This window comes from Lysinibacillus sp. A1, from assembly GCF_000801965.1.
In the GTDB taxonomy this organism is placed as follows: domain Bacteria; phylum Bacillota; class Bacilli; order Bacillales_A; family Planococcaceae; genus Lysinibacillus; species Lysinibacillus fusiformis.
Map to the genome: position 1 here is coordinate 520708 of NZ_JSZM01000012.1, position 26148 is coordinate 546855.

General features: G+C 37.3%; 25 protein-coding genes. All 25 read left to right on the top strand.

What is annotated here, in order from left to right; translation table 11 throughout:
* Nucleotides 1-65 precede the first annotated feature (65 nt).
* Nucleotides 66-1337, top strand: a complete 1272-nt coding sequence (yfmF, locus tag PI85_RS12010; RefSeq protein ID WP_036124098.1) for an EF-P 5-aminopentanol modification-associated protein YfmF — start codon at nucleotides 66-68, stop codon at nucleotides 1335-1337.
* The gene (gene yfmH, locus PI85_RS12015; RefSeq protein WP_036124101.1) at nucleotides 1334-2632 is read left to right on the top strand and encodes an EF-P 5-aminopentanol modification-associated protein YfmH; all 1299 of its coding nucleotides are present in this window, start codon (nucleotides 1334-1336) and stop codon (nucleotides 2630-2632) included. Before yfmF ends, yfmH begins: the two co-directional genes overlap by 4 nt.
* On the top strand, nucleotides 2632-3360 hold the full coding sequence (gene ymfI / locus PI85_RS12020) for an elongation factor P 5-aminopentanone reductase (RefSeq protein ID WP_036124104.1): 729 nt from the start codon (nucleotides 2632-2634) through the stop codon (nucleotides 3358-3360). Before yfmH ends, ymfI begins: the two co-directional genes overlap by 1 nt.
* A 44-nt stretch (nucleotides 3361-3404) precedes the next feature.
* A complete protein-coding gene (locus PI85_RS12025) occupies nucleotides 3405-3662 on the top strand; it encodes a DUF3243 domain-containing protein (protein WP_008178933.1) in 258 nt (85 codons plus the stop codon).
* A gap of 226 nt (nucleotides 3663-3888) precedes the next feature.
* On the top strand, nucleotides 3889-4674 hold the full coding sequence (locus tag PI85_RS12030) for a DUF3388 domain-containing protein (RefSeq protein WP_008178931.1): 786 nt from the start codon (nucleotides 3889-3891) through the stop codon (nucleotides 4672-4674).
* A 16-nt stretch (nucleotides 4675-4690) separates the two neighbouring features.
* Nucleotides 4691-5620 carry a RodZ family helix-turn-helix domain-containing protein gene (locus tag PI85_RS12035; protein ID WP_200886567.1) on the top strand — a complete coding sequence of 310 codons (930 nt, stop codon included), beginning with the start codon at nucleotides 4691-4693 and terminating at the stop codon, nucleotides 5618-5620.
* A 47-nt stretch (nucleotides 5621-5667) separates the two neighbouring features.
* Nucleotides 5668-6246 carry a CDP-diacylglycerol--glycerol-3-phosphate 3-phosphatidyltransferase gene (gene pgsA, locus PI85_RS12040; RefSeq protein WP_025113992.1) on the top strand — a complete coding sequence of 193 codons (579 nt, stop codon included), beginning with the start codon at nucleotides 5668-5670 and terminating at the stop codon, nucleotides 6244-6246.
* A gap of 17 nt (nucleotides 6247-6263) precedes the next feature.
* Nucleotides 6264-7523, top strand: a complete 1260-nt coding sequence (locus tag PI85_RS12045; RefSeq protein ID WP_036124110.1) for a competence/damage-inducible protein A — start codon at nucleotides 6264-6266, stop codon at nucleotides 7521-7523.
* Between the two features lie 161 nt (nucleotides 7524-7684).
* Complete coding sequence (recA, locus tag PI85_RS12050; RefSeq protein WP_036124113.1) at nucleotides 7685-8746, top strand: recombinase RecA; 1062 nt, start codon at nucleotides 7685-7687, stop codon at nucleotides 8744-8746.
* Between the two features lie 522 nt (nucleotides 8747-9268).
* The gene (gene rny / locus PI85_RS12060; protein WP_008178918.1) at nucleotides 9269-10828 is read left to right on the top strand and encodes a ribonuclease Y; all 1560 of its coding nucleotides are present in this window, start codon (nucleotides 9269-9271) and stop codon (nucleotides 10826-10828) included.
* 140 nt (nucleotides 10829-10968) lie between these two features.
* Complete coding sequence (locus PI85_RS12065) at nucleotides 10969-11739, top strand: tyrosine-protein phosphatase (RefSeq protein WP_235318481.1); 771 nt, start codon at nucleotides 10969-10971, stop codon at nucleotides 11737-11739.
* 30 nt (nucleotides 11740-11769) lie between these two features.
* Complete coding sequence (locus tag PI85_RS12070) at nucleotides 11770-12927, top strand: O-antigen ligase (protein WP_036124119.1); 1158 nt, start codon at nucleotides 11770-11772, stop codon at nucleotides 12925-12927.
* Between the two features lie 69 nt (nucleotides 12928-12996).
* A complete protein-coding gene (locus PI85_RS12075; RefSeq protein ID WP_036124122.1) occupies nucleotides 12997-13710 on the top strand; it encodes a YveK family protein in 714 nt (237 codons plus the stop codon).
* Entirely contained in the window at nucleotides 13710-14408 is a 699-nt protein-coding gene (locus PI85_RS12080; protein ID WP_036124124.1) for a CpsD/CapB family tyrosine-protein kinase, read from the top strand. Before PI85_RS12075 ends, PI85_RS12080 begins: the two co-directional genes overlap by 1 nt.
* A gap of 8 nt (nucleotides 14409-14416) precedes the next feature.
* Complete coding sequence (locus PI85_RS12085; protein WP_036124126.1) at nucleotides 14417-15502, top strand: glycosyltransferase; 1086 nt, start codon at nucleotides 14417-14419, stop codon at nucleotides 15500-15502.
* Nucleotides 15486-16667, top strand: coding sequence for a glycosyltransferase (locus tag PI85_RS12090; protein ID WP_255350099.1), 1182 nt, complete (start codon nucleotides 15486-15488; stop codon nucleotides 16665-16667). The genes PI85_RS12085 and PI85_RS12090 overlap by 17 nt, the downstream gene beginning before the upstream one ends.
* A gap of 15 nt (nucleotides 16668-16682) precedes the next feature.
* Nucleotides 16683-18203 (top strand): oligosaccharide flippase family protein, encoded by a 1521-nt coding sequence (locus PI85_RS12095; RefSeq protein ID WP_036124133.1) that lies wholly within the window; start codon nucleotides 16683-16685, stop codon nucleotides 18201-18203.
* Nucleotides 18194-19183, top strand: coding sequence for a glycosyltransferase (locus PI85_RS12100; protein WP_036124136.1), 990 nt, complete (start codon nucleotides 18194-18196; stop codon nucleotides 19181-19183). The genes PI85_RS12095 and PI85_RS12100 overlap by 10 nt, the downstream gene beginning before the upstream one ends.
* Before the next feature lie 127 nt (nucleotides 19184-19310).
* Complete coding sequence (locus PI85_RS12105) at nucleotides 19311-20108, top strand: TIGR00282 family metallophosphoesterase (protein ID WP_036124138.1); 798 nt, start codon at nucleotides 19311-19313, stop codon at nucleotides 20106-20108.
* A gap of 178 nt (nucleotides 20109-20286) precedes the next feature.
* The gene (locus PI85_RS12110) at nucleotides 20287-20553 is read left to right on the top strand and encodes a stage V sporulation protein S (RefSeq protein WP_004224903.1); all 267 of its coding nucleotides are present in this window, start codon (nucleotides 20287-20289) and stop codon (nucleotides 20551-20553) included.
* 259 nt (nucleotides 20554-20812) lie between these two features.
* Nucleotides 20813-22552, top strand: coding sequence for a 2-oxoacid:acceptor oxidoreductase subunit alpha (locus tag PI85_RS12115; RefSeq protein WP_036124141.1), 1740 nt, complete (start codon nucleotides 20813-20815; stop codon nucleotides 22550-22552).
* Nucleotides 22552-23418, top strand: coding sequence for a 2-oxoacid:ferredoxin oxidoreductase subunit beta (locus PI85_RS12120; protein ID WP_025114005.1), 867 nt, complete (start codon nucleotides 22552-22554; stop codon nucleotides 23416-23418). Before PI85_RS12115 ends, PI85_RS12120 begins: the two co-directional genes overlap by 1 nt.
* A gap of 205 nt (nucleotides 23419-23623) precedes the next feature.
* A complete protein-coding gene (locus PI85_RS12125; RefSeq protein ID WP_225316247.1) occupies nucleotides 23624-24001 on the top strand; it encodes a 2-oxoglutarate ferredoxin oxidoreductase subunit beta in 378 nt (125 codons plus the stop codon).
* A gap of 231 nt (nucleotides 24002-24232) precedes the next feature.
* A complete protein-coding gene (locus tag PI85_RS12130) occupies nucleotides 24233-25321 on the top strand; it encodes an ABC transporter substrate-binding protein (RefSeq protein WP_036124147.1) in 1089 nt (362 codons plus the stop codon).
* Nucleotides 25311-26147: an alkaline phosphatase family protein gene (locus PI85_RS12135; RefSeq protein ID WP_036124150.1), complete on the top strand. Its 837-nt coding sequence runs from the start codon at nucleotides 25311-25313 to the stop codon at nucleotides 26145-26147. The genes PI85_RS12130 and PI85_RS12135 overlap by 11 nt, the downstream gene beginning before the upstream one ends.
* Nucleotide 26148: the final 1 nt, after the last annotated feature.

A 26148-nucleotide genomic window follows, 5' to 3' on the forward strand; every position in this document is an offset into this window, starting at 1 on the left:
TAGACAGTAGACATGTATAGTATGTGTAGTACATCGTTATATTAAGAAGGATAGGAGGGTTTCATATGTTTAAAACTATACCTTTTGCCAAAGGTGTCAATTTGCATATCCGACAAACGACCCAATTTAAAACCGTAAATTTTTCAATTAAATGGAGAAGAGCATTAACAGCTAAGAGTGCATCGGAACGTACTGTGTTAACCAATGTACTGCAGCATAGTAATGCTAAATATAAAACAACTGCTGCTTTCAGAAGCTTCTTAGATGATCTATATGGCACTGTTTTATATTTTGATACGTCTAAACGAGGTAATGAACATACAGTGCTCATGAATGTGGAGACGGTAAATGATCATTATCTAGCAAATACAAGTGTGTTAAATGACATGCTTGGTTTATTGCACACGGCTATTTTTGAGCCAAATTTAGAAAATGGAGTTTTCAAGGAATCCATTGTGGAACGTGAAAAGAAGACAGTTATACAACGTATTGAATCTATTTTTGATGATAAATCTCGCTTTGCACAATTCCGCTTACAACAAATCCTAAGACCAAACGAACCAGCATCTATTTCGGCAAATGGTAGTGTTGAGGAAATTCAAAAAATAACCCCTTCCTCCTTATTTGAGGCATATCAATCAATGCTAGCTAACGATAAAATAGATATTTATGTTGCTGGGGATATTAATGAAGAAGAAATTGTAGCGAAATTAAAAAAAGCGCTACCATTTAATGATCGTTCACCTGAAGAAGTACCAGCTGTTCTTCCGCAACAACATCCTCAAAACGATTATGTTCGAGAACAGCATGAGATGAAGCAAGGGAAGCTTCACATTGGCTTTAGTACGCCAGTAAGATTTGGTAGTCCGGACTTTGCTAAAATGCAGATTTTTAATGGTATTTTCGGCGGCTATCCACACGCTAAATTATTTATGAATGTTCGTGAAAAAGAGAGTTTGGCTTATTATGCTTCTAGCTCCTATGCTTCTCATTATGGTCTCGTATTTGTAGTTTCTGGTATCGAGGCTAAAAATGAGGAAAAGGCGTTATCACTAATTAAAGAACAGCTTGCGACAATGCAGTCTGGTAACATTACTGATTTAGAGCTAGAACAAACAAAAGCAATGCTCACGAATCAATTAAAAGAGTCCTTGGATTCTGCCCGTGGACAAATTGAAATTTTTGATCAATATAAAGATTTACCAGAGGAATTCTCTGTGGAATCTTGGGCTAATAAGTGGAAAGCTGTGACGAAGGAAGATGTTATGGATATGGCGAAGCAAGTGCAGCTTGAAGCGGTCTATTTCTTATGTGGAAAGGAGCAAGCCGCACAATGAAAACAATTGAATTTAAGCAATTAGATGAAACTCTTTATTATGAAAAGCTTGAAAATGGATTAGATGTATATATCTTGCCGAAAAAAGGTTTTTCTAAAACATTTGTTACATTTACAACGAAGTACGGTTCTATTGATCGCACTTTTGTACCCATAGGTCAAACAGAAAGCATTACGGTGCCGGATGGAATCGCTCACTTCTTAGAGCATAAAATGTTCGAAAAAGAAGATGGCGATGTCTTCCAAAAGTTTAGTGAATATGGAGCTTCTGCTAACGCCTTTACATCATTTACGCGTACGGCATACCTATTCTCTTCAACTGATAATATTTACAAAAGTACCGAAACATTATTGAATTTTGTGCAAGAGCCTTACTTTACGGAAGCGACTGTCAACAAAGAAAAAGGAATTATTGGGCAAGAAATTACCATGTATGATGATCAACCAGATTGGCGCCTATATTTTGGTACGATTGAAAATATGTATCATCATCACCCAGTAAAAATTGATATTGCTGGTACAATTGAATCGATTGATGGCATTACGGCCGATCATTTATATACATGCTACAATACGTTTTATCACCCATCTAATATGCTATTATTTGTGATTGGTGCAGTGGATCCTGAGGAAATGATGACTTTTATTCGTGATAATCAAGGGAAGAAAGAGTTTTCAGAACCGGTATCCATTCAACGTTTCTTTGATGAAGAACCAACAGAGGTAGCAATAAACGAACGGACATTAAACATGGATGTACAAAAGCCTAAAGTTTATGTTGGATTGAAGGCAAAAGAAACCAATTTGTCAGGGCGAGAAATGTTAAAGCATGAGCTATCTGTTCAAATCGCACTAGAACTTATTTTTGGACGTACATCTAATTTTTATGAACGTGTTTACGAGGATGGTTTAATTGATGAAACGTATGCATTTGATTTTACATTAGAAAATGGTTTTGGATTTGCTATGATCGGTTCGGATTCTTCAGAGCCTGATAAATTAACATCTGCAATAAAAGAAGAGTTGGCTAAATTTGAAGGGAATTCACACTTTGAAAGTGCTGATTTAGAACGTATTAAACGTAAAAAAATTGGTTTCTTCTTACGCGCTTTGAATTCTATTGAGTTTATCGCCAATCAATTTACTCGTTACTCCTTTAATGACATGAATTTATTTGATGTTGTACCGGTTCTTGAGGAATTAACAGTTGATGATTTATACAAAGCATTTGCCTCAATACAAGGTGAATCTCAACAAACCGTGTTTAAAATTTTACCAAGTAAGCAGGATGCCTAGTGAAAAAGTTTGCTCTTGTACTAGGTGCTTCAGGTGAGATTGGTCACGCTATTTGTCATAGCCTAGCTGAAGAAGGCTGGTCCATCTATTTACATTATTCAACTAATAAAGATGCTGCAGAAACTTTATGTGATACGCTTTCTAAAACTTTCCCTGCGCAAGAGTTTATGCTTGTACAGGGGGATTTTTCAATTGAAACAGGAGCAGAAATGGTAGCCGCACAGATTTTTAATGTGCAGGCTATTATTTTCGCAAATGGACAAGCGCATTATTCACTGCTAGAGGATACAACAGTAAAAGATATGGACGCACTATGGCGAGTTCATGTTCAAAATCCGATGAGATTGACGGCTTTACTATCTGAAAAGCTTCGTCAGCATGATGTCAGCTATGTTTTATTTATAGGCTCTATATGGGGCGAAGCTGGGTCAGCTGGTGAGGCGCTCTACGCAACTGTAAAAGGAGCACAACATGCATTTGTTAAATCCTATGCAAAGGAAGCGGCATTATCTCGTATTCGAGTAAATGCCGTTGCTCCAGGCTTCATTAATACATCCATGAACAGTCATTTAAGTAAAGAGGAGCTTAATTATATTTTGGAGGATATTCCTTTAGGGTCAATTGGGCAAACAATAGACGTAGCTGAGATGGTTCGCTTTTATTTATCTGGGAAAGCGGATTATGTAACTGGACAAATCATTCGATTAAATGGAGGCTGGTACATATAATATTCTTTTTTACACATACTACATGTGTAAAGGAGGAGAAACATATGACCATTTTAGAAAACTGGCAAAAATGGACATCGTTTTTAGGACAAAACGTTATGCAAGCTGAATCAAGTGGTATGCCTAAGAAAATGATTCAAGCAGCTGCTGTCCAAATTGGTGAATATTTAGCTTCAAATGTAGATCCTAAAAACGAGCAAGAGCGAGTGCTATCAGATTTATGGGGCGTTGCCTCTGAAGATGAAAAGCATGCTTTGGCGAATTGTGTCGTTAAGCTTGTCCAAAATAAGCATGTGCAATAAAAAAAGAGGAGAGCTAATCTCCTCTTTTTTCTATATAAAAAATTTATTTTTTAGTGAAAACGGGAACGTATGTAAGCCTTATTTCTTTGCATTCAAAAAAATTAGTAAGTTTTTAAAAATAACGCCGTAATTCCATGTATTCTAACTTTCCATTACATAAAAAATCAGCTATGATGGAACTTATAAAGGATTTTTTACGTTAACTAATAGGAAGGGAACGAGTGTGTTGAGCGATTGGTACTTTGAATATGAGATTCAGGTGAATCGCCCTGGATTATTAGGAGATATTGCTTCACTTTTAGGGATGCTACGTGTCAATATTATTTCAATTAATGGTGTCGATGAGGATCGACGTGGTATGTTAGTGCATACAGACAATGATGAGGCAATTGAACGTTTTCGTACAATTGTTTCGACAATGGAACATATTAACGTGACCAAATTTCGACAACCGAAACTTCGAGACCGCTTAGCTATTAGACACGGTCGTTATATTCCTCGAGATGCAGATGAAAAAAACACTTTCCACTTTGTAAGAGATGAACTTGGTATTTTAGTCGATTTTATGGCCGAACTCTTTAAAAAAGAGGGACATAAGCTGATTGGTATTCGTGGCATGCCACGCGTTGGTAAAACGGAGTCTATAGTAGCAGCAAGTGTTTGTGCTAATAAAAAGTGGATTTTTTTATCGTCCACAATGATAAAACAAACCGTTCGTAATAAACTAGTGGGGGATGAATTTAGTCGTAATAATATTTTTATTTTAGATGGTATTGTGACTCGTCGCTCTTCTGATGAGCGACATCTACAATTAGTGCGTGAAATGATGAATATGCCATGCATTAAGGTTGTAGAGCATCCTGATATGTTTGTTCAGCATTCCGAATATAAAATAGAGGATTTTGATTATATTATTGAATTACGTCATCACACAGATGAAGAAATTACTTATGAAATAATGGAAAAAAATCATATGTCCGAATCCGATTCATTTGGTGGATTTAATTTTTAATTTGATGTTAAAGTAGGTGTTATTAGTGGCAGAATTAGGGACTCGACTGAAAGAGGCGAGACTGTCTAAAGGCTACAGCTTAGACGATTTACAAGAAATAACGAAAATTCAAAAGCGTTATTTAGTAGGAATTGAAGAGGGCAATTATTCCATTATGCCTGGCTCGTTTTATGTACGAGCTTTTATTAAACAATATGCAGATGCTGTTGGTTTAAATGCGGAAGAAATTTTAGAGACTTATAAAAAAGAACTACCGAGTACTCCAAATGATCAAGTAAGTCAATCCATCACGAATAGTCCAAGCAGAAGAAAGGTCACAAAAGGCCCTTCCAATAAAATGATGGAGGCAATGCCAAAAATCATTGTTGGGTTATTTATTGTTGTGATCATCGTGGTAATATGGGTGCTATGGCAATCCAAAAACAGTCCAGGGACAAGCGAAGGCAACACAACATCCCCTGAAATTGAATATGATACAAATGCCAAGCCTATCGATAGTGCCAAAGATAAGAAAGAAAAAGAAGAAAAAGATGCTCTGAAAAATGACCAAAAAGATACAGACTCTAAAGAAGAAACACCAACTGATGAAGATCAAACTGATCAAACTGAAGAGATCAAGCAAACCATTTCCGCAGGTACTGTTGAAGCAGATGGAGCAACAACTTCTTACACGTTAACAGGTGCAGATACATTGAAACTTAAAATCGAAGTTTCAGGTCCTACATTTGTTGGTATTCGTAATCAGCAGCAACAAGAATTATTAACGGATACTCGTGTTTATAATGCTGGTGAAGTGGTAGAATTCGACGCGACGACTGAAAATTATGTTCGTATCCGTCTTGGTAATTCTACGCAAGCTAAAATCTATATTAATGACGAGCTTCTCACGTATGCACAGCAAGTTGTAACTCAAAATATCGTCATCAATTTCAATAAAGAACAGTAGTCATCATGTGATGACTACTTTCTTTCATCATGAAAGGTGTTAGAAAAATGAACATACCAAATAAAATTACCATCTCACGAATCTTACTTATTCCATTTTTTGTCATTGTTATGATGTTTGATTTTGGCTGGGGAACATTGACTCTATTTGGGGCAGAGATGCCAATCCATCATTTTATAGGTGCACTTATTTTTATTTTAGCTTCGACAACTGATTGGGTAGATGGTTATTATGCACGTAAGTATAATCTTGTGACTACATTTGGGAAATTTTTAGATCCCTTAGCTGATAAATTACTTGTGTCAGCAGCTTTCATTTTAATGGTAGAGCTTGATATGGCACCAGCCTGGGTGATCATCATTATTATTAGCCGTGAATTCGCTGTTACGGGTTTACGCCTTATTTTGGCAGGTGGCGGAGAGGTCGTTGCCGCCAATCAGCTTGGCAAAATTAAAACTTGGGCACAAATTGTAGCAATCGCTGCTGCTCTTTTACACAACACAATTTTTACACTTATTGGTATTCCTTTTGATATGATTATGCTATATGTAGCATTGTTCTTTACGCTATGGTCTGGGTGGGATTACTTCTACCTTAATCGACGTGTTTTACTTGAGTCTAAATAAGAAAGGTCTTGTGAATCATGAATGCTGAAATTCTTGCGGTTGGCTCAGAGCTATTATTAGGTCAAATTACGAATACGAATGCGAGATTTATCTCGAACCAGTTATCCGAGCTAGGCATTAATGTTTTTTACCATACAGTAGTTGGTGATAACGCAAAACGTTTAGAACAAGCTATTGAAGTGGCAGAATCTCGTGCAGATTTAATTATATTTTCGGGAGGACTAGGACCTACGAAAGATGATTTAACAAAAGAAACGATTGCTCGCCATCTCGGTGTTTCTCTAGAATTTGATGAAGTTGCATTAACATATATTGAGCAGTTTTTTGCCAACCGAGGACGTCCTATGACGGAGAATAACCGGAAACAGGCTTTAATTCTAGCTGGAAGCGAAATATTAGCCAATCATCACGGAATGGCGCCGGGTATGATTTTTAAAAACAATAATCGTACGTATATTTTACTCCCAGGGCCACCAAAAGAGCTTGAGCCTATGTTTCAATTTGAGGCGAAACCTAAGCTTGCCGCGATGCTTAATGATGGAGGGATCATTGCCTCTCATGTGATGCGTTTTTATGGGATTGGTGAGGCCGAACTTGAAGTCCAGGTACAGGATATTTTAGATGCCCAAACAAATCCAACTGTCGCTCCACTTGCGTCGGATGGTGAGGTAACATTACGCGTAACAGCTAAAGCAGAAACCGAACAGCAAGCCCAACAACTTATTGCCGCCAAAGTAGCAGAGATACAAACCCTTGTTGGTGACTATCAATATGGTGTGGATGATGACTCACTTGTTTCAAAGACAGTTGAAATGCTAGTTGACAATAATCTAACTATTTCTGCTGCGGAAAGTTTAACGGCAGGGTTGTTTCAATCAGAGCTTGCGGAAATTCCAGGGGTAGGTAACGCACTCATTGGAGGCGTAGTGACCTATGCGGCAGAAGCAAAAGTAAAGCATCTTGGTATTTCACAAGAATTAATAGATACACACGGTGTTGTAAGCGGTGAATGTGCTGCTGCAATGGCAAGTGCAATTCGAAAACAATTTGGGACAAATATCGGCATTGGGTTAACAGGAGAAGCAGGGCCTACAGCACATGACCATCAGCCAGTAGGTACGGTTTGGATTGGTATTGCCATCAACGATGAGGAGCCACTTACATACTTACTTCATTTATCTGGTATGCGTAATACAAATCGACTCCGTGCAGTGAAATTTACATGCCATTATTTAATGCAGCGTTTGGAAGAACGCGGCTATACAAAACGATATTAATATAGAGTGAAAAATAGGAATTTGGGTAGAGGAAAACTATCCAAATTTTTATTTTGTAGAAAAAACGAATAAATGTTCGCTTTTTTCTTGCGTGTTTTCTCAAAAACAAGTATAGTAGAGATAGACAAAAACAGTGAACAGTTTTCGAAGGAGGAAAATGAATGAGTGATCGTAAAGCAGCCTTAGAACAGGCTTTAAAACAAATTGAAAAGAATTTTGGTAAAGGTTCAATCATGAAACTCGGTGAAAAAACCGACTTAGAAATTGCGACATCCTCAAGTGGATCATTAGCACTTGACGCGGCATTAGGCGTAGGTGGTTATCCGCGTGGGCGTATTATTGAAGTATATGGTCCTGAATCATCAGGTAAAACAACAGTTGCTTTACATGCTATTGCTGAAGTACAAGCAAAAGGTGGACAAGCAGCATTTATCGATGCAGAACATGCATTGGACCCAATCTATGCTCAAAAATTGGGTGTCAACATTGATGAGTTATTATTATCACAGCCAGATACAGGGGAACAAGCACTTGAAATCGCAGAAGCACTAGTTCGTAGTGGTGCAATTGATATCATTGTTATTGACTCCGTTGCTGCTTTAGTGCCAAAAGCTGAAATTGAAGGGGATATGGGTGATTCTCATGTCGGTTTACAAGCCCGTTTAATGTCACAGGCATTACGTAAACTTTCAGGTTCTATTAATAAATCAAAAACGATTGCTATTTTCATTAACCAAATTCGTGAAAAAATTGGGGTAATGTTCGGAAATCCGGAAACAACACCAGGTGGTCGTGCCCTTAAATTCTACAGCTCTGTACGTTTAGAAGTTCGCCGTGCAGAAGCTATTAAGCAAGGTAATGATATTGTTGGTAACCGTACGAAAATTAAAATTGTGAAAAATAAAGTAGCGCCGCCTTTCCGTACAGCTGAAGTTGATATTATGTATGGAGAAGGTATTTCTAAAGAAGGCGAAACAGTTGATTTAGGTGTAGAATTAGACATCGTGCAAAAAAGTGGATCTTGGTATGCATATGGCGATGAGCGTCTAGGTCAAGGACGAGAAAATGCAAAACAATATTTAAAAGAAAACACTGCTGTTTTGGAAGAAATCTCAAACAAAATTCGATCTTCTTATGGTATTGCTGCTAATTCTTATACAATTGCTGCTCATGAAGAAGACGAGATGGATGAAGAATTAATGTCACTTCTTGATGAAGAATAATCAAACGATTGCATTGTTCCCAATTTATTACGGGAACAATGCTTTTTTTGTCTATAATCTAAAATTTTTACACATAATAAGATAGAAGCTATATGCCTCAGAAATTATTTCTTATGTACTGGGTTAATGTAAAAGGTGTAAAAGGAGAATTTTTTCCTAGTGTAAAAGTAACAGGAAAAAAATTCGCTGAATGGATAGGACTTACTTTTTTTCTTCTCAAAGGGCGAACAGGTGCCCGACTATCCTTGACAGAGCTGATGGCTAGCTATACAATTAAATATGTATAATTTCTGAATTATGACTTTAAATAGGCAGTACATTTTATCTTCATTTAGCAAAAGTTTTATAGTTACATGTCCTTTTCGAAGGATGTCAAAACGCCTACTGAATGCAGATAATACCTTTGGCCAATTAAACAAGTTTTGTGTGAAGCTAACAAAATATTGCGCAATTTGCCAAGGCGACATAGATGTATGCGCCGACTGAAACTGTAATACCCAAATAGCAAGAGGAGGTGTTCATATGGATGGAATTACTATCATCTCCGCTTTGCTTGGACTCATCGTTGGTGCCGCTGTTAGCTATATCTACATGAAAAAAGTGAATGACTCAAAAATCACTGGTGCTAAACATGTCGCTGAAACAATCGTTGAAGAAGGAAAACGAGAAGCGGAGGCATTAAAGAAAGAAGCACTACTTGAAGCCAAAGATGAAACTCACAAATTTCGTACTGAAGCCGAAAATGACATTCGTGAACGTCGTTTAGAACTTCAAAAACAAGAGAACCGTTTATTGCAAAGAGAAGAGAATCTTGATCGCAAGGATGATGCTCTAAATAAGAGAGAAGCAAGCTTAGAGCGTAAAGAACAAGCTCTAGCTGAAAGACAACAGCATATTGAACAGATGGAGAGCAAAGTGGACGAGCTCGTTGCATCACAAAAAACAGAGCTAGAACGTATTTCTGCTTTAACTAGAGAAGAAGCAAAATCAATTATCTTAAATGAAGTAGAAAAAGAGCTAGCAACTGATATTGCTGTGATGACGAAGGAAGCTGAAACACGTGCAAAAGAAGACTCAGATAAAAAGGCGCGTGAAATCTTATCATTGGCACTACAACGATTTGCAGCAGATCATGTAGCTGAAACAACCGTATCTGTTGTAAACTTGCCAAATGATGAAATGAAAGGTCGAATCATTGGTCGTGAGGGCCGTAATATTCGTACATTGGAAACGTTAACAGGCATTGATTTAATTATTGATGATACTCCAGAAGCGGTTATTTTATCAGGCTTTGATCCAATCCGTCGTGAAACGGCTCGACTTGCACTTGAAAAACTTGTACAGGATGGCCGCATTCACCCAGCACGTATTGAAGAAATGGTGGAAAAATCTCGCCGTGAAGTGGACGAACAAATCCGCGAAACTGGTGAGCAAACTACATTTGAAATTGGCATTCATAACTTACATCCAGATTTAATGAAAATTTTAGGCCGCATGAAATATCGTACAAGCTATGGACAAAACGTCCTAAAACATTCAATTGAAGTCGCGCATTTGGCAGGTTTACTGGCAGCTGAATTAGGTGAAGATGTGGCGTTAGCTCGTCGCGCAGGCTTATTACATGATATTGGTAAAGCCATTGACCATGAAGTAGAAGGTAGCCATGTTGAGATTGGCGTGGAATTAGCAACAAAATACAAAGAACATCCAGTCGTTATTAATAGTATTGCTTCGCATCATGGTGATACAGAAGCAACGTCTGTGATCGCGGTATTAGTCGCGGCAGCTGATGCTTTGTCAGCAGCTCGTCCAGGTGCACGAAGTGAAACACTTGAAAACTATATCCGCAGACTTGAAAAATTAGAGGAAATTTCAGAAAGCTATGATGGCGTAGAGAAATCTTATGCAATTCAAGCTGGACGTGAAATCCGAATAATCGTACAACCTGAAAAAATTGATGATTTAGCTTCTCATCGTCTTGCTCGTGATATCCGCAAACGTATTGAGGAAGAATTAGATTATCCAGGTCATATAAAGGTAACAGTCATTCGCGAAACTCGTGCCGTTGAGTACGCGAAATAATATTGAAAGTTAGAGGTTTCTCTAGATTCATATCTAGAGAGCCTCTTTTTTAATTTAGCCAGAGTCATGTTTGAGGAGCATTCATCATAAAAAAGAAAAAGGCTAGATTTTCTGCAGATGGATTAAAGAGGAAAGTTGTGATGAAAATGATAGATCTTCATGCCCATATATTATTTGATGTGGATGATGGGCCTAAAGACAAAACAGAATCCTTAAACATGTTGGAGCAAGCTGCACGGGAGGGGATAACAGAAATTGTCTGTACCTCACATGCTATGCATCCACAATATCATGTCCAATATAGCATGGTTCAAGCGCTAATACATGATTTACAACAGCTACTGCTACAACACCAAATTCCAATCACCCTCCACACAGGACACGAAGTTCGTTTACATGATGAGCTTTTGGCACATCTTCAGCAGAAGCAACTCCATACATTAGCCCACACTAACTATATTCTATTAGAACTTCCTTCCAATACGATTCCTGCCTATACGAAAGAGATGATTAGACATTTAAAATGTGCTGGATATACACCTATTTTGGCACACCCTGAACGAAATTTTGCCATTAGAGAAAATCCAAAAAGACTCGATGTCCTTATCCAAGAAGGTGCGTTTACACAAATAACGACAGGTAGTTTAACAGGTTTGTTTGGTAAGGAGGTACAGCGTTTATCATTAGCTTTAGTAAGAGCAAATTACATTCATACGATAGGCTCTGACGCCCATAATGTAAGTACAAGAAAATTCTGCTACCAAGAGGCACTCCAATATCTAGAGAAAAAGAATGAAATAGAGATGGTAGAGCGGCTCCTCATGAATAATGCAAATGTTTTAGCTAACAAGCCTATCATGCGATTTGAACTAGAGGATCTTGTCGTGAAGAAGCGATGGCTTATATTTTAATCTCCTAGTAGAATTGAGTGTGAGTATAATATGAAACTATTCATCACATTAGTGTTTAGCGCACTTATTTTTATGAGCCTTATGCAGCCCGTTGATGGCATTTACCATAAAATATCTTTAATTATTAGCCTTTTCATTATTATAATCTCTATACTTCAGCATAAAAAAATTAGTATTCAAAATGTACAAGCTAGTGTTTTTTTTAGTATGTATACGTTTTTTTGTGTCATTGCAGCTGGGGTAAATCAAGATATGATTTTATTGAAAAATAGTCTTCAATTATTTTGCATGTTTTTAGCCGTTTCTATTTTCTTTAATGATCTTGTGAAAGAGCATGTTATGGAGATTGTTGTGAATAGTGTTTTACTAGCCTACGTCCCATTTACTTATTTATGTTTCCTACAAGCACGCTATATGTTTGGGGGGTTTGCAGGTGTATTTGAAAATCCCAATACAATGGGGTTTTCTATGATTGGATTAATGGTTGCCGTACTTTTAAGGCTATATCAGCTAACCACGAAATTTTTACATGAACAACAACAGCCAAAATTAATTTTATTATTTGTTTTTTATACGACCATTTATTTAATGTGCTTGTATATTATACTACTTTCAAATGCTCGTACTTCATTGTTAACCGCAGCACTAGTGACAATTGTAGTGATTGTTTCTAGTATTAAAAACTTAAATAAAACCTTTCTGCCATTCCTAAAGTTTAGTGCTCTTTTTGCGGCCACCGTTTTAATTGTATTAATAGCCTTTATGAAAATGGATAAGATGCAAGATGCCGTACAAAGTATTGTATTGAAAATGGAAAAAAAATCTACGAACATAACAGATGGTCGACTTGAAATTTGGCAATATGTTTTTGAGCATATTCAATTTTGGGGACATGGTGTGGAGTCATTATGGTCTATAGGTGTATCTCATGCTCATAATACATTTATTAATATTTTACAGGAGGCAGGTCTACTGGCATTGATTAGCTATTGCTGCTTTTTGCTAGCCATTGCCAAAGGCTATCGTCACATGAATGACCAGTTTGCCATTTTGATGGCGTTAATTATAGTTGCGATGCTAGGGGTTTCCACATTTGAAATTCTTTATTTTAATGTGCTCCATATTCTTGTGTTTGTTGTCAGTGGTAGCTTGAGAGATACGGGCAAAAAGACAATATTAACCGAATAAGCGCTAGGCTTGTGTAATATACTTTATTAGCATTGCCGTTATCTGCCTATATTAGGAGGGATCCATTTTGTGAATGAAGAAATGACAATCCAAAGTCTAGTAAAAGTATTACAAAAGCGCTGGTTCTTCATCCTAATACTGATGATGCTGTCGATCGGCATTGCCGTGTTCATTAGCTATTTTCTTCAAACGCCTATTTATGAGGCAGAAACTCAATTATTGGTCAATCAAAAAAGCTACGAGAATCAGCAACTAATTGGAGCACAGAATGTGGATACGGACCTTCGTTTAATAAATACGTACAATGTCATTATTAAAAGTCCTGTTATTTTAACAAAAGTCATCGATGTTCTGGCACTAGATACAACTCCAGAAACTTTAATGAAGCAAATTGAGGTTTCAAGTGCTAATAATTCCCAAGTAGTTAATATTCGTGTACAAGATGAGAATGAAGCAAGGGCGGTGAAGATTGCCAATACGATTGCAGAGATTTTTAAAGAGGAAATTCCTGTTTTAATGCATGTGGATAATATTAATATTCTCTTTATTGCCCAATCCAGCGAACATCCAGTACCAGTGAAACCAAATAAATTGCTGAACCTACTAATAGCGGCTATTAGTGGTTTCAGTTTAGCAGTTGTACTCGCCTATTTTTTAGAAACGCTTGATAGGACTATTAAAACAGAGCAGGATATCGAGGAAATATTATCATTACCAGTGATTGGGGTAGTCAGTAATATAGAATTACTCCATAGTAAAAAATCCAGTAGGGGGTCCTCCTAATGCTGTTCAAAAGAAAAACAAAACGAATCCCAATGGCTCGCAAGCTGATTACCGTTTCCGATATGATGTCCATTCCCTCAGAGCAATATCGTACCATTCGCGCGAATATTAAATTTTCACAACCCAATCAAGATGTCAAAACTATTCTAGTAACGTCCTCTATCGCTGGTGAAGGAAAATCGACAAATGCCGCGAATATCGGAGTTGTATTTTCACAGGAGGGGAAACGTGTCCTCATTATTGATGCTGATATGCGTAAGCCTACACTTCATCATACATTTTATCTTGATAATATATTTGGCTTATCATCTGTGTTATCACGTCAAGCAACCTTACAAGAGGTGATTCAAGAAACCTTTGTAGAAGGTGTGGATATTATTTCGAGTGGTGCTATTCCTCCTAATCCAACCGAATTATTAGCCTCAGAAACAATGAGCTTCTTGCTACATGAAGTGAAAGAACAATACGATATTGTGATGATTGATGCCCCACCATTGCTTTTTTTATCGGATGCACAAATTTTATCGAATAAATGTGATGGTACTCTTTTAGTTGTTAATACGGGGACTGTAGGAAAAGCAGCTGTCGTGAAATCAAAATCCATCTTAACCATTTCCAAGGCCAATATATTAGGTGTCATCTTGAATAATTATAAAATGAAGGGTAGTACGTATGAGCAGTATTATGGAAAGGAATAAAATGGAGAATGACAGTGAAAAAGATTTTGCATATTATCCCCACTACTGATTTTGGTGGTATAACGACCATGATCGTAGATACTTGGTTGAATGTTAATAAATCGTTGTATCATTTTGATTTTGTGTCATTTAATAAAGGTCCTTACCATGATATTCTCTTACAGCAAGGTTCGAAAATATTTTATGAAACGTATATTACTGAGCAAGGCCCACTTTCATATATGCGGAACATTTATCGGATCATCAAGCAATATCAATATGATGCCGTTCATGATCATACAGGTTACCGAGCAGTTTTTACCATGCTAGCAGCTCGTTTGGCTGGCGTATCATGCCGTGTATTACATAGCCATACGAATGTTGCTGAAGAATGGAACAATAAAGCTCTGTTAGCCTTGTTGAAAAGACTGAGTGTTGGAAATGCAACGAGACTGGTAGCGTGTAGTCAAAAAGCGGGTGAGTTTTGCTTTGATAAAAAATCCTATGAGGTTGTCGCTAATCCAATCGATATGCAGAAGATAGAGCGTTTATCGTCAGCGGAGAAAAAAAATTTAGCAGAAGGTCTAGGGATTCAAGATGGAGATTTAGTCATAGGGCATATTGGTCGTTTTGTACCTGTGAAAAATCATCCGTTTATAATTGAGCTTGCTGCTACATTAAAGCAAAAAGGAATACCATTCAAATTACTTTTGATAGGGGATGGCCCTTTAGAGCAGGAAGTTCGTTATCTCGTCAAGCAACGAAACCTAGAGGATTGTGTTCGATTTTTAGGCCAACGTGCGGATATTATTAAGCTCCTTCAGCTTATGGATAAGTTTATTTTACCGTCTCATTTTGAGGGCTTTGGCATTGTATTATTAGAAGCTCAAATTTGTGGTACACCAGCCATCGTTTCTTCCACACTGCCAAAAGAGGTCGATCTGAATGTTGGATTGCTACAATATATAGATCTACAGGGAGAGATCGATCATTGGCTGCAAGCTATTTCGGAAAATAATGAAAAGATAGATCCGCAAATTATTAGAAAGAGTCTTAAAAATAAAGGATTTGATGCACAAGAAATAGCAACTAGATTATGTGCTCTTTACACTTAGCAAGCAAACTAATTCAAAGGATGAGACTATCCAAAAGAAAATTAAAATTACTCATATCATCACTACGATAGGTCTTGGTGGAGCAGAAGCAATGCTGTATCGTCTCTTACAAAACGTCGATAGGGACTTGTATGAGATAGAGGTTATTTGTCTAACAGAGATGGGAACTTATGGTGAGTTTATCGAACAACAATTAAACATCAACGTAACTATATGTGATATGCGAAGGAGTATGGGGAGTGCCTTTATTCAATGTTATAAACGATGTCGAGAGAGTGATATTATTCAAACTTGGATGTATCATGCTAATTTTCTTGGATACATTCTTTCAAAATTACTAAAAAAGAAATTAATTTGGGGCATCCATCATAGTAATTTAAATAAACATGACAATAAACGAAGGACAATTTTCATTGCAAAGCTTTGTGCTAAATTGTCTAAACATGTGGATGCTATTATTTCTTGTGGTCCAAAGGTGAAAGAAATCCATGAAGCGATTGGGTACAAAAATAAGCAGCACCGAATTATTGTGAATGGCGTAAATACTGATTTTTATAAGCCTAGTAAAAAGCGCGAATATTATATGGAACGATTCAACATTCTGAACCAACCTATTTTATTGCATGTTGGTAGATGGGACCCTTTAAAGGATTATGAAAATTTGCTAGCAAGTTTGAAGCGATTAAGGCAGGAACGACAAGATTTTTATATGTTTTTAGTAGGCTATGAAATAGATGGCTCCAATGAGGTATTGCGCCAAATGATTGAGAACGCGCAATTAGAGCCATTCACTTTCCTATTAGGTAGTAGAGACGATATTCCACAATTAATGGCAGCAGCAGATCTATTCATTTTATCCTCCTCAGGGGAGGGGTTACCGAATGTGTTGGTGGAGGCACTTGCCAGTGGCACTTGCTGTGTGACTACAAATGTTGGGGATTGTGAATATTTAGTTGGGGATTACGGGGAGGTTGTACCAGCCAAAGATGCAATAGCTTTATCGCAGGCCATTAATAGGGCATTAAATTACGATTCAAAGCAATATGAACAAAAAGCTAGTCTTGGTCGTGCACATGTTTTAGCAAACTTTGAAATTAAGCATGTTGTGGCGCAATATCAATCTCTATATCCAGCTATTATTGATAGGAAAGACAATCCTTACTAACAGAAAGGTGTGCTCATGAAAGAAATTAAGATTGGAGCCATTCTTTCGTATCTGACAATCGGCTGCACGATGATTTCTTCCCTTCTTTTTACCCCCTTTATGATTTCGCTTCTTGGACAGAAAGAATTTGGATTATATTCCTTAATGATTGTCCTTGTTGGCTATCTTTCTATTTTAGATTTGGGGTTGGGCAATGCGATTGTACGCTATATTGCTAGAAATAGAGCAATAGCTGATAAGGCATTAGAAGCATCATTAAACGGATTTTTTTTGAAATTATTTATGGGTATTGGCTGTCTTACATTATTGATAGGCTTTTTCCTATTTTCACAAGTACATATTATTTTTGGACAAAGCTTATCTGGAGACCAATTAGCCAAAGCCAAAGTAATGGGCTATATCATGACGATTAGTGTAGCGGTGCAATTTCCACTCGGTGTATTTACTTCCATCTTACAAGCATATGAAAAATTTATTTTTATCAAATTAACAACATTACTACAGGTGATTGTACAGCCTTTGACAATGTTGTTTTTTCTGTTACAGGGAACCGATGCGGTAACATTAATCTATATTATTGCTATTTATAATATTCTCTTTTTAGTGTTGGATACCATTTATTGTATGAGAGTCCTATCCATCCAATTTACCTTTACTTTAAAAAACATAAAGCTTATAAAGGAAATTTTTATCTATTCTTTTTTCATTTTCTTTACAGTCATTGTCGATAAAATCTATTGGCAAACGGATCAAGTGCTATTAGGCATATTCAAAGGGACTGAGGATGTGGCAATTTATGCGGTAGCTATGCAAATAGTGCTCATATTTATGTCACTTGCGTTAGCCATAAGTGGTTTATTTCTACCTCGTATTTCTATGCTTGTCACAAAAGAAGATGGCTTAGTAGAAATTAACCAATTATTCATTAAAGTGGGCGTCATTCAATTTTTAGTAGTTGGCTATATACTAGGTGGATTTTGTCTGTTTGGAAAAGAATTTTTATTACTGTGGTTAGGCAAGGATTTTATGGCCATCTATGCAATTGTTCTTATTATTATGGTGCCATTCAGTATTGATCTCATACAAAATTTAGGTATTAATGTGTTGAAGGCGAAGAATCTTTTTAAATTTAGAACCATTTTGTTAATAATAGTGGCAGTCGCAAATATCATTGTATCCATACCGGCTATCTATTTTTATGGAAAAATAGGCACAGCAATTATTACGGCATGTTCTTTATTTATTGGAAATGTAGTGATCATGAATATTTATTACTATAAAAAAATTGGTTTAGATATTTTAGGTTTTTGGCGGACAATTAGTAGGCTCGTTCTAGCATTTATATTGGCTATTTGCTGTAGTCAGCTTTTATGGGATTTAACGAAACCTCCCATTACTTGGGTCTCTATCATTCTTTACATTTTTTATTATACAGTTCTGGCAGGTGGGAGCCTTTTCTTTATTGGCATGACAAAAGAGCACAGAAGAAAGTGGATAGAGTTATTACGTAAAGGAGGGGCAAAATTTTGGTCTTAGTAAGTGTGATTGTCCCTGTTTATAATGCTGAGAACTATTTGAACAAATGTCTTACGAGTATTTGTCATCAAAGTTTAAAGGACATTGAAATTATTACGATTAATGATGGTAGCGAAGATCAATCATTAATGGTATTACAAAATTTCGCACAGATGGATGCTCGTATAACTGTTTTAGATATTGACAATGGTGGTGTTAGCAAGGCAAGAAATTTAGGGATGGAACAAGCCAAGGGACAATATATTACTTTTGTTGATGCGGATGATTGGCTAGAGCTTACTATGCTGGAAGAACTGTTTCACGCCTGTAGGCTGACAGGTAGCAATATTGCTAAATGCGATTTATTTTGGCAGGAAGAAATAGGAAGTAGGCAGCTATATTATCCTTCAAAGACATACTTTACTTATAGCGCAACCGTTTGTTTAAATAAATTATTTACAGAAAAAGGTGAAAAGCATTTTGGCTTTGTCAGCTGTAAACTATATAAAAAATCCTTTATAGATTTGCATAAACTAAAATTTGATGAAACGATGAATTTTGCAGAAGACACAGTGTTTCTAACGAGAGCTGTTATAAAGAATCAATCCATCTGCTATGTCCCAAAACAGCTTTATTACTATAATGTAGGCAATCAAAATTCTCTCACATGTAGAGCGATGTGCCATGTAAGAAATAATTATGATTTGTTGTATAAAAAGCTTTTTGAGGAATTACAGAGTGGAGAGGTTTATGAAAAAGTAAAAAATAGCTTTTTAAATTACCAATTTGAAGGGCTCCTTGTTATTCTTCATCAATGTCCAGCTAAACCACAGGCCATTAAAAATGCCCTTCAATCCTTTTTACAAGCGTATCCAGAAGTATTGAAGGTGAAATTAATGAACCGTAAACTACAACAATTCATTTTTTTAAAGCTCATAAAAATGAATTGGCTTACTTTATCCTCTACATTAATTTACATGAAGGTGAAAAGAGCAAAGTGATATAATGACCAGATATTTATTTTATTTTGCTTAATCCTCCACCTAGCGTTACAATTAATGATGTTATTCAAGGTACGTAAAGTCTGTTTTTTTAGAGACGTAATGGAAAGAAAGAGTGGTTGAAAAAATGAAAGTTTTATTTATTGGCGATATTGTTGGTTCAATTGGTCGGGATGCGGTAGAGAAATATTTACCTCGCTTAAAAAAGAAATATAATGTTGATGTTGTCATTGCCAATGGTGAAAATGCTGCTGCAGGACGCGGAATTACACATAATATTTATAATGACCTGCTACAAATGGGTGTAGATGTTATTACGATGGGTAATCATACATGGGATAATAAAGATATATTTGATTTTATTGATGATGCTGATTATTTAATACGTCCAGCCAATTTTTCTGAAGAAGCGCCAGGTAAAGGCATGGTGCAAATTTCTAAAAATGGTGTGACATTATCTGTCATTAATTTACATGGTCGTGTGTTTTTACCACCTCATGAGGACCCATTTGCCATGGCAGAAAAATTGATTGAAGAAGCTCGTCAAACGTCACCGCTTGTATTTGTAGATTTCCATGCGGAGGCAACTAGTGAAAAGATCGCTCTGGGCTGGCACTTAGATGGAAAGGCTTCTGCAGTTGTTGGGACGCATACACATGTACAAACAGCTGATGCACGCATTTATCCTAATGGAACAGCCTATATTACAGATGTAGGTATGACAGGTCCATATGATGAGATTTTAGGGATGACGAAGGAAAGTGTTATTTATAAATTCCAAACAAATATGCCGTCTCGTTTTGAAGTACCGAAAAAAGGCCGAGAAGTATTAAGTGGTTTCTTTGTAGAAATTGATAATCAAACAGGGAAGGCTAAATCCTGTGAACGTATTTATATAAATGAGGATTATCCATTCCAAGGTTAAAAAAGTCGAAGAATGTTGATTTACAGCGCTTTTACCGAGGAAACAGGATTCTTTGTGAAACTAGTCTATTTCCGTCTTGCGGAGCATAAAATGTGCTACGGACAATAACTTGAGGTCCAAAAAGGGGGACATGAGTTGTTGAGCGTAAACACTATTCGCGAAACGGGGAGGAATAATTGTGGATTCATTAAAAGTATCATCACGCTCTAATCCAAATTCAGTTGCAGGTGCATTAGTCGCGGTAATCAGAGAAAAAGGGCAAGCAGAAATGCAAGCAGTTGGGGCAGGTGCACTTAACCAAGCCGTGAAAGCAGTGGCCATCGCACGCGGATTTGTAGCGCCAAGTGGCACAGATTTAATTTGCGCGCCGGCGTTTGCCGATATTTTAATTGCTGGTGAAGAACGTACAGCCTTGAAGCTGCTAGTGGAAAAACGTATTCGATAAAAAGTAATAAGTAAAATGCCTTGTCACATAATAAAGTGACGGGCATTTTTTCGTTTTCCTGTTTACATATGATAGATGTCACTTGAAATAGGTGCGTTATTTTGCTTGGATTTGAAAATTACAACTTTATGAACACGATTTTCAGTCAAAGGTCTGATTTTCGCCTAAATCGTTGAGAAACAATAGTGCAGAAGGTTTCTTCGTGTTAAACTTATGAAGGAAAAATAATAGTACACATTGGATTTAAGGAGTTGTTGACATGTTACATCAGCTTTCATGGAAAGTCGGTGGGCAACAGGGTGAAGGGATTGAGAGTACAGGTGAAATCTTCTCAATGGCAATGAATCGTTTAGGGTATTTCCTATACGGTTACCGTCATTTCTCTTCTCGAATTAAAGGTGGCCATACGAATAATAAGATTACAGTTCGTCCAACAGAAGTACGTGCAATTGCGGATGATTTAGATATTCTAGTAGCATTCGATCAAGAAACAATCGATGTCAATTATAAAGAGCTTACAGAAAACGGTATTATTTTAGCGGATGCCAAATTTGATCCTGTTAAACCAGAAGATTCAAAGGCACCATTATTTGTAGTTCCGTTTACAGAAGTGGCAGCAGAGCTAGGCACTTCATTAATGAAAAATATGGTGGCAATTGGAGCAACAGCATCGTTACTAAATTTAGAGGACGCAGTGTTCCAAAATGTTGTCGATGATATCTTCGGTAAAAAAGGTGAAGAAGTCGTTCAAAAAAATATGGAAGCTATTACTCGCGGACGTCAAATCATGAATGAGCTTTTAGGTGATCGTATTGGCGAATGGGCGCTTGCGCCAGCAGATGGCAAACGCCGTATGTTTATGATTGGTAACGATGCTGTGGCGCTTGGTGCATTAGCTGCTGGGACACGCTTTATGGCAGCCTACCCAATTACACCAGCTTCTGAAATTATGGAGTATCTCATTAAGAAACTTCCAAAATTCGGTGGCACAGTTATCCAAACAGAGGATGAGATTGCCGCAGCAACAATGGCGATTGGTGCTAACTTTGGTGGTGTTCGATCCTTTACAGCATCAGCTGGTCCTGGTCTTTCATTGATGATGGAAGCAATCGGTCTTTCAGGTATGACGGAGCAACCATTAGTGGTCGTTGATACACAACGTGGAGGCCCATCAACTGGATTACCAACAAAACAGGAACAATCAGACTTAATGGCTATGCTTTATGGTACACATGGGGAAATCCCTAAAGTAGTCATTGCTCCTTCAACAATGGAGGAAGCATTTTTCGATACAATCCAAGCATTTAATATTGCAGAGGAATTGCAATTACCAGTTATCTTAATGACAGATTTACAATTATCGCTAGGGAAACAGTCTGTTGAACCATTCGATTACAATAAAATAGAAATTCGTCGCGGTAAAATTGTCATGGACGATTTAGAAGAAGCGGCAGATAAAGCTTATTTCAAACGCTATGAAGATACTGAAGATGGTATTTCACCGCGTGTATTGCCAGGGAAATTACATGGTATTCACCACGTTACTGGAGTTGAACATGATGAAACAGGTAAGCCATCTGAAGCTACGGGTAATCGTCAAACTCAAATGGATAAACGTTTCCGTAAGTTAGAGAATTTGAAATTTGATAATCCTGTGTTTGTGAATGCTCCACATGAAGAGGCGGATATTTTATTAGTAGGCTTTAACTCAACTAGGGGTGCAATTGAAGAAGTTCAAGAACGACTAAATGCGCAAGGAATGAAAGTGAATCATGCACATGTTCGCTTAATTCATCCATTCCCAACTGCGGAAATGGCACCACTTGTAGCGAAAGCGAAAAAAGTAGTCGTTGTGGAAAATAACTATACGGGTCAATTGGCAAATATTATGAAGATGAACGTAGGTGGTCACGATAAAATCGCGACAATCACTAAATATAACGGTACACCATTCTTGCCAGGTGAATTAGAAAATCGTGTGAAGGAGTTGACTCGCTAGTGGCAACATTTAAGGATTTTCGTAATGCAGTAAAGCCAAACTGGTGCCCAGGTTGTGGAGACTTCTCTGTACAGGCAGCCATTCAACGTGCTGCTGCCAATGTTGGAATTGAACCAAATGAACTTGCAGTAATTTCTGGAATCGGTTGTTCAGGTCGTATTTCAGGCTATATCAATTCTTATGGATTCCATGGTATTCATGGTCGTGCACTTCCCATTGCACAAGGATTAAAAATGGCCAATCGTGATTTACATGTTATTGCTTCTGGTGGTGACGGTGATGGATTTGCGATCGGTATGGGGCATACGATTCATGCCATCCGTCGAAATATTGATATTACGTATATTGTCATGGATAACCAAATTTACGGCTTAACAAAGGGCCAAACATCTCCACGTTCTGCTGCTGGATTCATCACTAAATCCACACCAGGTGGAGCAATTGAGCCATCGTTAAAACCTTTAGAAGTAGCATTAACAAGTGGTGCTACATTTGTGGCACAAGGCTTCTCAACAGATATTAAAGAATTAACGGCTTTAATTGAAGCAGGGATCAACCATAAAGGCTTCTCATTCATCAATGTCTTTTCACCTTGTGTCACATATAATAAAGTGAACACATACGATTGGTTTAAAGAGAACTTAACAAAGTTAGCGGATGTTGAAGGTTATGATCACTCAGATCGTGGTATGGCGATGCGTACAGTGATGGAAAATGAGGGCTTAGTAACAGGAATTATATATCATGATACAGAAACAACATCTTATCAAGAGAAAGTACCTGGCTACTCCGAGTTACCATTAACAGATATCGATATTAAAATGAGTGAAAATGATTTCAATGAGCTAGTAAAAGAATTTATGTAATATGATAGAGTCAAAGCATTTGGACTGGTAATAGTCCAAATGCTTTTTTTGTTGTGAATGTATTGCATGTAGAGTTAGAAAACAGCGGTAATGATAGAAAAGTATGTGAATTCATTTTCAAGTTGTGAAACTAAAACAAATACAAGGGGGCTAGTAGAGGTAAAAATCACCCCGAAAATGCTACAATAAAAGAAAAAAAGAGGCGATGCACGTGAATAACGTCATTGATTTTATTGCAAAGAAAAAAGAACGTGAAGAAAGGCAGCGTGCGCAGGATTTAGAGCGTTATGTGGCGACACACTGCAATTTTGAACAACCAGAAAATATTGATGCACTCGTTGAGGGCAAACTGATAGAAGTCAAAGACCACTCGTTATTTCTGGGCTTTCTGTCCATTTTAAAGGATGAGCAAATAGAGCCGATGACTATATTTCAGGATGTCTTTACGTTAGAACCCCCTCGTTTTGAAATGTCTTACAATATGAGATGGTGGTCTGTTGTTCAACTAGCGTTTACATTTTTAACAATTTTAAAGGAAAATGAGCCGCATACATATGCTGATTTTTTAGGTCTCTCCAAATAATCTAAGTATGTGTACGTCTGGTCAATCACACGTACACATACAACACCCCCTATGTTCTTCAATTAATTTTTAACTCTCTATCCATCATTCTATTCATTCATAGGTATTTATAATTTCTCAATAATTTTTACTAAATATTTTAACGACCTCCATACTTGCTTAATGTTTGTTTTATACCATTACAGGTGTAAGCAAATAAAAATAAACAAAAACAAATGGAGGGTCCAACACATGGCAATTCAAAAGTTGTGGAAAAAAGGCTTAATTGGTGCATTAGCTATTTCCATGTTGGCAGCTTGTTCAGACAGTTCATCAGGTGCAAATGAGGTAAATGAAGATGTAACGCTTGAAGAAATTACTACAAAAGCAAAGGAAGAGGGAACTGTCAATTCTGTTGGAATGCCTGATACATGGGCGAACTGGGTGGAAACTTGGGAGGAGCTAGGAACTGAATATAGCATTAAACACAAAGATACAGATATGTCGAGTGCTGAAGAGCTAGCGAAGTTTGAAGCGGAGAAAGATGATGCTACAGCAGATATTGGTGATGTAGGGATTGCTTTTGGTCCAATTGCCAAGGACAAGGGTCTAACATTACCATACAAAACTTCTTACTGGGATGAGATACCTGATTGGGCAAAAGACGATGAAGGCCATTGGATCGTAGGCTATACTGGAACTATTTCATTTTTAACAGATAAAAATAATGTAAAAGATGCCCCTAAATCATGGGAGGATTTAAAAAATGGCGATTATACAGTCAGCATTGGGGATGCGTTAACAGCTAACCAAGCACAGTTTGCTATTTTAGCAGCTGCTATGGCATTTGGTGGGGATGAATCCAATATTCAACCCGGGTTTGATTTTTTTGCTGAGTTAGCGAAGCAAGGTAGATTACAGGGTGATCCATCGGTCGCAAATTTAGAAAAAGGAGAAATTGATGTCGCGATCCTGTGGGATTTCAATGCCTTAGGCTATCGTCACCAAATAGATGAGGACCGTTTTGATGTAGTGATACCAAATGAGGGATCTGTTACTTCAGGCTATGCAACGATCATTAACAAGTATGCGAAAAACCCACATGCGGCCATGCTAGCACGTGAATATATTTTATCTGATGCAGGACAAGAAAATTTAGCAAAAGGCTATGCAAGACCAATTCGAGACAAATTAGACCTACCACAGGATGTTAAAGATTTATTATTACCAGCTGATATGTATAACAATGCTCAGCCAGTAAACGATCAAAAGAAATGGGAAGAAACAACGAAGCAAATTCCACAATTATATCAGGAGCAGGTGTTAATTCATGCAAAATAAGAAACTAGTTCTTATTGTCGTTGACGCACTACGCTTTGATACTGCTTGTAGCCATATGGGATTTTTACACCATTTAGTAGAGCGAAAGGTAGCAGCGCGCTATAAAATTTGTTCGGAGGTTCCAGCGTTATCCAGACCATTGTATGAAACCATTTTAACAGGGACACCCCCCATCGTTCATGGTGTCACAAGCAATATGACCGTCCGTTTATCGACTCAACAAAGCGTCTTTCATGTTGCGAAGAAACACGGGTTGACTACTGCAGCCTCAGCCTATTATTGGGTAAGTGAACTTTATAACAGAGCACCATTTAACCATATGGCAGACAGAATTCAATTGGATACATCCTTACCAATTGACAATGGATTGTTCTATTTTGAGGATCATTATCCGGATAGTCATGTATTTGCAGATGCAGCGTGGTTAATGGATGAAAAGCAGCCTGATTTCCTTTATATTCATCCGATGAATGTTGATGATGATGGTCATAAATTTACTGCGGATTCCGCACAATATCGCAATCGTGTTTTAGCGATGGATGCCTTATTATCATTATTCATCCCAAAATGTATGGCGCAAGGGTATGAGGTCATTGTTACAGCGGATCATGGCATGACGAGTGATGGCAATCATGGAGGAACAACGGATGAGGATCGATATGTTCCACTATTTGTAATAGCCGATTCTGTCAAGGCAGGGATAAATGAGGGTGTTGTTTCACAATTACAAATTGCACCACTATGCTGTCATTTATTAAATATGGAGCTTACTGATGAGATGGTGCCACTTTTGCTTGAAGGTGTGTATGCAGCAAAAGAGGTTTAAC